11 protein-coding genes are annotated in these 10,882 nt (G+C 67.8%); 8 read left to right on the top strand and 3 right to left on the bottom strand.

The genetic code is table 11. The features are described from left to right. Both corA and V7Z54_RS08375 read right to left on the bottom strand, forming a co-directional pair. Window positions 1-987, bottom strand: a complete 987-nt coding sequence (corA, locus tag V7Z54_RS08380) for a magnesium/cobalt transporter CorA (RefSeq protein WP_334135795.1) — start codon at window positions 985-987, stop codon at window positions 1-3. A 174-nt stretch (window positions 988-1,161) separates the two neighbouring features. Further along, window positions 1,162-2,391, bottom strand: a complete 1,230-nt coding sequence (locus V7Z54_RS08375) for a patatin-like phospholipase family protein (RefSeq protein ID WP_334135793.1) — start codon at window positions 2,389-2,391, stop codon at window positions 1,162-1,164. Between the two features lie 279 nt (window positions 2,392-2,670). Between V7Z54_RS08375 and hpf the strand changes: the two genes are divergently transcribed. From hpf to hprK, 3 genes are all read left to right on the top strand, one after another. Continuing rightward, a complete protein-coding gene (gene hpf / locus V7Z54_RS08370) occupies window positions 2,671-3,003 on the top strand; it encodes a ribosome hibernation-promoting factor, HPF/YfiA family (protein ID WP_334135792.1) in 333 nt (110 codons plus the stop codon). 132 nt (window positions 3,004-3,135) lie between these two features. Continuing rightward, window positions 3,136-3,606: a PTS sugar transporter subunit IIA gene (locus V7Z54_RS08365; protein WP_334135791.1), complete on the top strand. Its 471-nt coding sequence runs from the start codon at window positions 3,136-3,138 to the stop codon at window positions 3,604-3,606. Between the two features lie 35 nt (window positions 3,607-3,641). Next, a complete protein-coding gene (gene hprK, locus V7Z54_RS08360; protein ID WP_334135790.1) occupies window positions 3,642-4,592 on the top strand; it encodes an HPr(Ser) kinase/phosphatase in 951 nt (316 codons plus the stop codon). 6 nt (window positions 4,593-4,598) lie between these two features. Here the strand turns inward: hprK and fur are convergent, their stop codons facing one another. Continuing rightward, entirely contained in the window at window positions 4,599-5,039 is a 441-nt protein-coding gene (fur, locus tag V7Z54_RS08355) for a ferric iron uptake transcriptional regulator (protein WP_334135789.1), read from the bottom strand. Between the two features lie 118 nt (window positions 5,040-5,157). Between fur and V7Z54_RS08350 the strand changes: the two genes are divergently transcribed. The 5 genes from V7Z54_RS08350 to V7Z54_RS08330 form a co-directional block, all read left to right on the top strand. Then, window positions 5,158-5,745 (top strand): outer membrane protein assembly factor BamE, encoded by a 588-nt coding sequence (locus V7Z54_RS08350; RefSeq protein ID WP_334135787.1) that lies wholly within the window; start codon window positions 5,158-5,160, stop codon window positions 5,743-5,745. A gap of 67 nt (window positions 5,746-5,812) precedes the next feature. After that, window positions 5,813-6,634 carry a 4-hydroxy-tetrahydrodipicolinate reductase gene (gene dapB / locus V7Z54_RS08345; RefSeq protein WP_334135785.1) on the top strand — a complete coding sequence of 274 codons (822 nt, stop codon included), beginning with the start codon at window positions 5,813-5,815 and terminating at the stop codon, window positions 6,632-6,634. A 53-nt stretch (window positions 6,635-6,687) separates the two neighbouring features. Further along, a complete protein-coding gene (locus tag V7Z54_RS08340; RefSeq protein WP_334135783.1) occupies window positions 6,688-7,407 on the top strand; it encodes a dienelactone hydrolase family protein in 720 nt (239 codons plus the stop codon). 168 nt (window positions 7,408-7,575) lie between these two features. Beyond that, a complete protein-coding gene (gene leuS, locus V7Z54_RS08335) occupies window positions 7,576-10,350 on the top strand; it encodes a leucine--tRNA ligase (protein WP_334135781.1) in 2,775 nt (924 codons plus the stop codon). Continuing rightward, the coding region (locus tag V7Z54_RS08330) for an LPS-assembly lipoprotein LptE (protein WP_334135780.1) at window positions 10,350-10,882 on the top strand (533 nt) is incomplete at its 3' end. The genes leuS and V7Z54_RS08330, both read left to right, overlap by 1 nt.

Raw genomic sequence — 10,882 nt, 5'->3', positions numbered from 1 at the left:
TCACTTCAGCCAGCCGCGGCGGCGGAAGTACCACATCGGCCCCACGGCGCTGAGCAGCATCAGCACCAGCGCGAAGGGGTAGCCCAGCTTCCACTCCAGCTCGGGCATAAACTGGAAATTCATACCGTAAATGCTGGCAATCAGCGTGGGCGGCAGCAGCGCCACCGACGCCACCGAGAAGATCTTGATGATCTTGTTTTGGTTGATGTTGATGAAGCCGATGGTGGCATCCATCAGGAAGTTGATCTTGTCGAACAGGAACGAGGTGTGACCCTCCAGCGAGTCGATGTCGCGCAGAATTTGGCGCGCGTCTTCGAACTGTTCGGCCGACAGCAGCCGCATGCGCATCAAAAAGCTGATGGCGCGGCGCGTGTCCATCATGTCGCGCCGGATGCGGCCCGAGAGGTCCTCATGGCGGGCGATGGCGGCCAGCACCTGCTGCGCCACGTCGTCCGTCAGGAGGCCAGAGAGCACCTGCGTGCTGATGTGCTCCAGGTCATCATGGATGCCTTCCAGGATGTCGGCGCAGTACTCGACGTCGGTGTCGAACAGCGCCAGCAGCACGTCCTTAGCGTCGTCGATGAGGCCGGGCATGCGGCGCGCGCGCAGGCGCAGCAGCCGGAACACCGGTAGGTCCTCGTCGTGAATGGAGAACAGCACCCCGTGGCTGTTGAGCTCGGCGTTGCGGTCGTTCAGGATGAACGCCACACGCACATGACGCGGGCCATCCTCGTCGTCAATGAGGAAGTCCGAGCGCACGTGCAGTTCGCCGTTGTCTTCCTCGAAAAAGCGAGCGGACTCCTCGATGTCCTCGTCCATCGCGTCTTCGGGGATGGACAGGCCGAAGTGCTGCCGCACCCAGCGGCGCTCCTCGGGGGTGGGGGACTCCATGTCCACCCAGATGGGGCGAAAACGCGCCAAATCTTCCAGGGATTCGATCTCTTCCTGGAACAGGCGGCCGTTGACGAGCGTGAAAACGTTGAGCATGGCGCAGGGACGGCGTTCGGACGGGGGTACGGACGGCAGTCGGTGCTTCCGGGGCGCTGCCGGCCATTGCGCCGTCGCGTGTCCGGCGTTCTCAGGCCATGCTGACCGATCCCGGAAGCACGCCCCTAGGGCTGCTTTCCACGGTGCTGACTCCAATCGGTGGTGGAGTCGCGATTATGGCACCGTCCGGTTGGAGGCGGCGGGCGCGAAGAGGGCGCGCAGCGCCTGCACGTGCTGGCGGGCGTCGGCTTCGCCCAGCTGCATCAGCGCCTGTACGAAGCCGGGCTCGAACAGCAGGTAGCTGGCTAGGGCGGCGGCGCTGCCGTTGCCGGCGCGCCGCGTCTCCAGCGCGCCCAGACCGGCCAAGGTGTCGCGCGTGGCGGCCGGCAGCTCGTGCACGTGCTTGAGCGCCAGTTCGTCCAGCGAGGCGCTGGGCTGCAGGCACAGCACCTGCACGGGGCGGTAGGGCAGCAGCGCGGCCACGGCAGGTGGCAGCTGCGCGAGGGTACGGCTGACGCGCTGGGCTTGCTCCACGTCCGCCTGCAGCGTGTCATGAAACACACTGGCCAGCGCGTGGCCGGCGATGGTGCCGGCGCTGGGTTCCTCGGAGCGCGCTGCCGCCGTCGTGAGGCCAGCGCGCTGCGGCTGGCCGACGCCGATCACCAGGATCTGGCGCGCGCCTAGGTGGATGGCGCCCGACAGCGGTGACAGCTGGCGCATCGAGCCGTCACCGAAGTATTCCTTGTGACCGTCCACCCACAGCGGCACGGCGGGAAACAGGAACGGAATTGCGGCCGAGGCCATCAGGTGCTCGACGTCGATGAGCTGGGCCTCGGCACGGCGACCGGGTCGGCGCCACGGCGCACAGCTGGCGTCCGCGGTCTGGAAGAAGGTCCAGTGCTCGCCGCTGGTATAACTGGACGCGGTCACGGCCAGCACGTCGAGTGTGCCATCGGCCAGTGCGGCGCTGACGGCTGGCAGGTCGAGGTGCCGGTGCAGGGTCTGCACGAGCGGCATGGTGTCGAGCAGTGCGCGATGTCGGCGCACCTGGCGCATCAGGGTCAGGCCGGCGGTGAGCAGGTTGGGGCGCCCCACCCGTAGTGCGCTGAGCTGATAGACGTGGTGCGAGCGCAGCTGGGTCCAGAAGGCGGCCAGCTGCTCGAACGCACGGGTTCCCAGGCGCGCTACGCTGGCCAGATAGGCGCCGTTGAGCGCCCCGGCCGAGGTGCCCAGGATGAGGTGAAACGGAAATGCACCGTCGTCTAGCAGGCGCCCGAGCGCGCGCAGCACGCCCACCTGGTACGCCGTGCGGGCGCCGCCGCCCATCAGGACCAAAGCGCGCCGCTCGGGCCGCTCGGGAGGCGGTGGCTCGAACAGGGAGGCGATCAGGGTTTGCAGCGCCATCGGGTGGTCTGCCACGACCTGCAGGCGGAGTGAAACACCAGTGTGGCGCCCCTCGCGCCGTGCGCCATGCGGGAAAGCGCGCAGTGGGGGGCGCGGGGGTGGCTGCGGCTGCGCGAAGTCCAGGCCGGCGTGCAGGCCCGTCCGTGGGGTTGCCTACCACCCCTTGTCACTGCGGCTTCAAATGGGCATAGTAGGGGGGTGGGACGGTGCCACGTCGCCGCCCGCCCGGCCCGATCCCTGGCGGCCGGCCGTTCTCACGGAGCAACAAGGAGGCTCTCCATGAACCTGACCATCAGCGGACACCATCTCGACGTGACGCCGGCGCTGCACGGCTATGTGACCAGCAAGCTGGAACGCATCTCGCGCCACTTCGATCAGGTGGTGGACATCCGTGTCCTGCTCAGCGTCGACCCCATACGAGACAAGGATCGGCGCCAGAAGGCCGAATGCAGCATCCACGTCAAGGGCAAGGACCTCTACGCCGAGAGCGTGCACGCCGACCTGTACGCCGCCATCGACGAGCTGGCTGACAAGCTGGACCGGCAGGTGTTGCGCTACAAGGACCGGGTGCAGGAGCATCACCACACACCGATGAAGCGTGAGGTCGTCTGACCTCGCGATGGCCCGTCGCTGTTGCTGCGGCGCAACAAACCGCTTGGTCGCCAAGCGGTTTGTGTTTTTTGGGGAGCTGCGCTCAGCCGGGCGTGACGGCATAATGTCCCCCTCGTTTCAAGGCCAACCGCGATGAACCGTCTTTCCGCGATCCTGCCGCCCGAACACGTGCTGGTGGCCGTCGAGGCCACGAGCAAGAAGCGCGCGTTCGAAGAAGCCGGGCTGTTGTTCGAGTCTCTGCACGGACTCAATCGAGCCCTGGTTACGGACAGTCTGTTCGCGCGCGAACGCCTGGGCTCCACCGGGCTGGGGCATGGGGTGGCGATTCCGCACGGTCGCATCAAGGGCCTGAAACAGCCCATGGCCGCGGTATTCCAGCTGGCGCAGCCCATCGGCTTCGACGCCCCCGACGAGCAACCGGTCAATCTGCTAATCTTTCTGCTCGTGCCCGAGGCGGCCACGCAGAAGCATCTGGAAATCCTGTCCGAGATCGCCGAGCTGCTGAGCGACCCGGTGTTGCGCGATAAGCTGCGCAGCGCCGACAACCCCGCCACGCTGCACGGGCTCATCGCCAGCTGGCAGTCGGCGCACGCCGCCGCCTGATTCGTCGCCGGCCGGCGCTGCACTGCACCGCTGCGATGAAGCCGAGCGCCCTCAGCGCCGACGCGCTGTTCGAGGATCACCGCGAAACCCTGAAGTGGCAGTGGATCGCGGGCTCCAGCGCCCCGGAGCGGCGCTTCGACGACCACGCCGTGGCTGCGGCGCGCTCCGGCGCCGATTTGGTGGGTCATCTGAACTACATCCATCCGTACCGCGCGCAGGTGCTGGGGGCGCGCGAGGTGGCCTACCTGCTCAATGCGACACCGGAGGACTGCCGCCGCCGGGTGGCGCGCATCGTGACGCTGGAGCCGCCGCTGTTGGTGGTGGCCGATGGCCAGACGCCGCCCGCAGAGCTGGTGGCGATGTGCGAGCGCGCGCACATCCCGCTCTTTGCCACCGAGGCGTCGGCAGCGTTCGTCATCGACGTGCTGCGCGCCTACCTGTCGCGCCATTTCGCCGAGCGCGTCACGATGCACGGGGTGTTCATGGACATCCTCGGCCTGGGCGTGCTGATCACCGGCGAGTCGGGGCTGGGCAAGAGCGAGCTGGGGCTGGAGCTGATCTCGCGCGGCCATGGCCTGGTGGCCGACGACGCGGTGGATCTGTACCGCGTCAACCAGACCACCGTCGAGGGGCGTTGTCCCGACCTGCTGCAGAACCTGCTCGAGGTGCGCGGCATCGGCCTGCTCGACATCAAGGCCATCTTTGGCGAGACAGCCGTGCGACGCAAGATGCGGCTGCGCCTGATCGTGCATCTGGTGCGCCAGTCGACGCTGGAGCGCGACTACGAGCGCCTGCCCTCGGAGCCGATGTATGAGGACGTGCTGGGTGTGGCGATCCGCAAGGCCGTCATTTCGGTGGTGGCTGGACGCAACATCGCCGTGCTGGTGGAGGCCGCGGTACGCAACACCATTTTGCAGCTGCGTGGCATCGACACGTATCAGGAGTTTGTGCGCCGGCAACGCGCGGCGATGTTGCGCGACAGCTAAGCCGTGTCAGCCACGCCGCGGGCGACTGCGGTGTGGGCAGTCGTCGCGCCGGCAGTGGGCGTAAAGCGCCAGCGCGTGCTCCTGCAGGGCAAAGCCGCGCTCTTGGGCAATCGCTTGCTGGCGGCGCTCGATTTCGGCGTCGAAGAATTCCTCGACCCGTCCGCAATCGAGACACACCAGATGGTCGTGGTGCTGCCCCTCGTTGAGCTCGTAGACCGCCTTGCCGGACTCGAAATTGCTGCGTACCAGAATGCCGGCCTGTTCGAACTGCGTCAGCACTCGGTATACCGTGGCCAGGCCGATGTCGGACTGTTCTTCCAGTAGCGCCCGGAATACGTCTTCGGCCGTCATGTGACGCTGGCGGCGCGACTGGAAGATCTCCAGGATCTTCAGCCGCGGCAAGGTCGCCTTCAGTCCCGTGCTCTTGAGTTCGTCGATGCCGGTCATGCGTGCGCAGTGATTTAAGGGACAGGCCGCAACCCGGCTCGCGCCCCACTACAATGGGCGCAATGATATATCCTGACGCCAAATCCTTGGTGCGGGTATGCTCCAACGTAGGTCTGCCATGAATCCTGCCGCTTTCCTGCTGTTGCGTCTGTTGCGGCGTCCGGTCGGCTGGATGCTGCCCGCGCTGCTGGCCATCGGCGGCTGCTCCGCGCTGGATGGCGCCACGCAGCGTCTGTCCCGTCTGGGTGGTCTGATCACGCCGTATCGCATCGACATCCAGCAGGGCAACGTCATCGTACGCGAGCAGGTGCAGGCTCTGCAGCCCGGCATGACGCGCGAGCAGGTGCAGGCCATTCTGGGCACACCGTTGGCGGCCAGCATTTTTCACGCCCACCGCTGGGATTACGTCTTCATCTACCAGCGTCAGGGCCAGCCGGTGCAGCGCCGCGTGGTGACGGTATTTTTTGAGGGCGACCGCCTGGCTCGGGTGCAGGCCGACGAGCTGCCGAGCGAAGAAGAGTTCGTGGCCTCGCTGGCGGTGCGCCGCCCGCCGGTGCGCCCGGTGGTGCTGGAGGCCAGCGAAGAGCAGCTGCGCGCCGCGCAGGGCCACGCGGGCCAGGGCGGCGCGGGCGCTGCGCCGTCAGACGCCACGGCAGCCGGGGCGGCGCAGCCTGCTGCCGCCTATCCCCCGCTGGAGGCGCGTTGATACGCCGCGCGGCACCTATGGTCGCGCTCCCTTTATCGAACCCTCTCCGAATGACCCCGCCGTTGCCATGAGCGTCGTTTCTGCGTTGCCCCACCGTGTCGCCATCGCCGGTGCCAGCGGGCGCATGGGCCGCATGCTGATCGAGGCCGTGCTGGCCAGTGACGACTGTGTGCTGGCCGCTGCCCTTGATCGCCCCGACAGTGCGGCCTTGGGGCAGGATGCGGGCGCCTTTGCCGGCCGCAGCACGGGGGTGATGATTGGCGCCGACCTGGACGCTGCGCTGTCCAGTTGCGACGTGTTGATTGACTTTACCCGCCCGGAGGGCACGCTGGCGCATCTGGCCGTCTGCCAGCGCCTCGGGGTGGCGATGGTGATCGGCACCACCGGTTTCGATGAGGCCCAGAAAGCCGCCATCGCGGCAGCCGCCCAGCACATCCCTATCGTGCTGGCACCCAACATGAGCGTGGGGGTCAACGTGACGCTGAAGCTGCTGGAGATGGCCGCACGCGCCCTGCAGGAAGGCTACGACATCGAGATCGTGGAGGTGCACCACCGCCACAAGGTCGATGCGCCCAGCGGCACGGCGCTGAAGATGGGCGAGGTGATTGCGGCGGCCCAGGGGCGCAACTTGCGCGACTGTGCGGTCTACGAGCGCGTGGGCCACACCGGCGAGCGGCCGGCAGGCGCCATCGGCTTTGCCACCGTGCGCGGCGGCGACGTGGTGGGCGACCACACGGTGATGTTTCTGGGCAGCGGCGAGCGCATCGAAATCACCCATAAGTCCAGCAGCCGTGCCACCTACGCACTGGGTAGCTTGCGGGCGGTGCGCTTCCTGGCTGGCCGGCGGGCGGGCCTGTACGACATGTTCGACGTGCTGGGGCTGCGCTGACCGTTGCGAGGGGCGCAGTACCGGCTAGAGTCAACCGCAAAGGAGACGCTGCCATGACGATTCAAACCCGTTCCATCCTATACACCCATGAGGGCCACACGTTCGAAGGCGTGCTGGCGTGGGATGATGCGCAAAGCGGCGCGCGACCTGCGGTGGCGGTGGCGCACGCGTGGGCCGGGCGTACCGATTTCGAGCTGGGCAAGGCGCGGGCCCTGGCGGAGCTGGGCTACGTCGGCTTTGCCATGGACGTCTATGGCCAGGGCAAGCGGGGCCACAGCAAGGAAGAAAACGCGGCCCTGATGACACCGCTGGTGCAAAACCGCCCACTGCTGCAGGCTCGGCTGGGCGCGGCGCTGCAGGCGCTGCAGGCTCAGCCCGAGGTGGACGCTGCGCGCACGGCGGCGATCGGCTTTTGCTTCGGCGGGCTGAGCGTGCTCGACATGGCGCGCTGCGGTCTGCCGGTGCGCGGGGTGGTGAGCTTTCACGGCCTGTTCACGCCGCCGGGCAACACGGCGGGGCGCCGCATCAGCGCCAAAGTGCTGGCCCTGCACGGCTGGGATGACCCGATGGCACCGCCGGATGCGGTGCTGGCCTTCGCGCGCGAGATGAGCGAAGCGGGCGCCGACTGGCAGCTGCACGCCTACGGCGGCACCCTGCATGCGTTTACCAACCCCGAGGCCAACGACCCCGACTTTGGTACGGTCTACAGCGCGCGAGCAGACGCACGCTCGTGGGCCGCGATGCGCGCCTTTCTGGCCGAAGTGTTAGCCTGAAAGAGCGGCGCTCAGACGCCAGCCGCGCCCGCGTGGGGCATGGCGGGCCGTGGGTGCGGCGCCGCCGGTGTAGTGGGCACCGCACGGGGCACCGATACAATCGCTGCCCATCTGGCGGGGCGTGGTCGGCCAACGGCTGCGGCCGCCCCGCAACCGTTGCCCCACACCATGCAAGACGCCTACATTCCCCGCGATATCGAAGCCGCCGCCCAGGCCGACTGGGCGGCGCGTGACGCCTACCGCGTCACCGAAGACCCCGCAAAGCCCAAGTTCTACGCCTGCTCCATGCTGCCCTACCCGAGCGGCAAGCTGCACATGGGGCACGTGCGCAACTACACCATCAACGACATGATGGCGCGCCAGTTGCGCATGAAGGGCTACAACGTGCTCATGCCGATGGGGTGGGACGCGTTCGGGCTGCCGGCCGAAAATGCCGCCATCAAGAACAGCGTGCCCCCCGCGCGCTGGACCGACGACAACATCGCCTACATGAAGGGGCAGATGCAGGCGCTGGGGCTGGCCATCGACTGGAGCCGCGAAATCGCCACCTGCTCGCCTGAGTACTACAAGTGGAACCAGTGGCTGTTCCTGAAGATGCTGGAAAAGGGCATCGCCTACCGCAAGACGCAGGTGGTCAACTGGGACCCGGTGGACCAGACTGTGCTGGCCAACGAGCAGGTCATCGACGGCCGCGGCTGGCGCACCGGTGCCTTGGTGGAAAAGCGCGAGATCCCGGGCTACTACCTGGCGATTACCCGCTACGCCGAGGAGCTGCTGTCGGCGGTGGCCAACCCGGACGACCCCAATTACCTGCACGGCTGGCCCGAGCGCGTACGCCTGATGCAGGCCAACTGGATCGGCAAGAGCGAGGGGGTGCGTTTTGCCTTCACGCACGACATCCGCGGCGCCGACGGCCAGCTGATCCAGGACGGGCGGCTGTATGTTTTCACGACGCGCGCCGACACCATCATGGGCGTGACGTTCTGCGCGGTGGCGCCCGAGCACCCGCTGGCGCAGCACGCCGCGCGCGACAACCCGGCGCTGGCCGCGTTCATCGAGCGCTGCAAGCAGGGCGGCACCACCGAGGCCGAGCTGGCGCTCAAAGACAAGGAAGGCATGCCCACCGGGCTGAGCGTGACGCATCCGCTCACCGGTGAGGCGGTGCCGGTGTGGGTAGGCAACTACGTGCTGATGAGCTACGGTGATGGTGCCGTCATGGGTGTGCCGGCACACGACGAGCGCGATTTTGCCTTCGCGCTCAAGTACGGCCTGCCCATCAAACAGGTGGTGGGGCTGCCACTGCCAGCGGCGCACGCCCAGCCTGACGTGGCTGGCGTCCCGCCCCAGGGCAACAGCGGCCAGGCGCAGGCCCTGGTGTTCGACCCCACACGCTGGCAGGATTGGTATGCCGACAAATCGGGCCGCTTGGTGTGCATCCACTCCGGCCCGCTCGACGGGCTGCCGTATCAGGCTGCGGTGGACAAAGTGGCCGAGTTGCTGGCCGCCAAGGGGCTGGGTCAGAAGCAAACCACGTGGCGTCTGCGCGACTGGGGCATCAGCCGCCAGCGCTACTGGGGTACGCCCATTCCCATCATCCACTGCGACCACTGTGGCCCCGTGCCGGTACCGTACGAAGATCTGCCGGTGGTGCTGCCGCAAGACCTGGTGCCGGATGGCAGCGGCAATCCGCTGGCCAAGTGCGAGGCGTTCCTGAACGTGGCCTGCCCCCAGTGCGGCCAGCCTGCGCGGCGCGAAACCGACACCATGGACACGTTTGTCGATTCGTCGTGGTACTTCATGCGCTACTGCGACCCGACGAAGGCGGACGCGATGGTGGGCGAGGGCACGCGCTACTGGATGCCGATGGACCAGTACATCGGCGGCATCGAGCACGCCATCCTGCACCTGCTGTATGCGCGCTTCTGGACCAAGGTGATGCGCGACCTGGGGCTGGTGCAGGTGGACGAGCCGTTCCAGCGGCTGCTCACGCAGGGCATGGTGCTCAACCACATCTACAGCCGCCGCACCGCCAAGGGCGGCAAGGAATACTTCTGGCCGCACGACGTGGAAAACGTCCTCGATGAGTCGGGCAAGATCGTCGGTGCCAAGCTCCGGCGCGACGTGCCCAGCGCCGACGGCGTGCTGCCGCCTGGCACGCCCATCGACTACGAGGGCGTGGGCACGATGTCCAAGTCCAAGAACAACGGTGTCGATCCGCAGGACCTGATCGAGAAATACGGTGCCGACACCGCGCGGCTCTACACCATGTTCACCGCGCCGCCGGAGGCCACGCTGGAGTGGAACGACGCGGCGGTGGAGGGCAGCCACCGCTTCCTCAAGCGCGTGTGGGCCTTTGGGCGGCGGCTGGCGACGCAGGACTTCAGCGCCGCGCAGCAGGCCGTGCAGGGGGTGTCATCGCTGGCCGACGTGACCTTTGGTCAACGGGCCAAGGCGTTGCGGCACGAGATCCACACCGTGCTGAAGCAGGTGGACTACGACTACCAGCGTATGCAGTACAACACCGTGGTGTCGGGCTGCATGAAGATGCTCAATGCGCTGGAGGCGTTCGACGCGGCCGACGAGCCGGGGGGCGGGGTGGCGTTGATCGAGGGCTTTGGCATCTTGCTGCGCTGCCTGTATCCGGCCACGCCGCACTTGACCTATGTGCTGTGGCAACAGCTGGGCTACGCCGGGGCGTTGGGTGATCTGCTCAATGCGCCATGGCCGCAGGTGGACAAGGCGGCGCTACGTCGTGACGAAATCGAATTGGTGCTGCAGATCAACGGCAAGCTGCGCGGCAGCCTGACCGTGCCCGCCGACGCCGACCGGGCGGCCATCGAGGCGGCGGCGCTGGCCGCGCCCGAGGTGGCCCGCTACGCCGAGGGCCGACCCGCGCGCAAGGTGGTGGTGGTGCCGGGTCGCCTGGTCAACGTGGTGGTGTGATGGATCGCCCGTGCCGTCGCCGTGGGTTGCTGGCCTGCGCGCTGGCGGGCTGGGCTGTTGCGGGCCTGGGCTGCGGGTTTCGCCTGCGCGGGGTCGCGGTGGCGATGCCGTTTCAGACCGTGCGTCTGGTCGGCAGCACGGGTAGCGACGTAGCCCAGAGTCTGGCGGCGCAACTGCGCGCCAGTGGGGTGCAGGTGTGGACAGGGGTCACGCCCCCCGGCGCCGCCCCGCAGCCGGACGCCCCGGTGCCCGATGTCATCGTCGATGTGCAGCAGGACCAGCGCGAGCGCGTCGTCGTGGGCACCACGGCCGCCGGGCAGGTGCGCGAGCTGTTGCTGCGCCGCCGCGTGCGCGTTGCACTGCGCACCCCAGCCGGGCGCGAGCTGATCGAGCCCACCGAACTGCTGCAGGAGCGCGAGCTGAGCTACTCCGAGACCGTGGCGCTGGGCAAGGAAGCCGAGGAGGCGCTGTTGTTCGACGACATGCGCGCCGCCTTGGTGCGCCAGCTGATGGCGCGGCTGGCGGCGGTGCG

The sequence above is a fragment of the Tepidimonas sp. genome, from assembly GCF_036824975.1.
Lineage (GTDB): Bacteria > Pseudomonadota > Gammaproteobacteria > Burkholderiales > Burkholderiaceae_C > Tepidimonas.
Note: the sequence above shows the minus strand (reverse complement) of the source record. Positions and strands in the feature narration are given on the sequence as shown.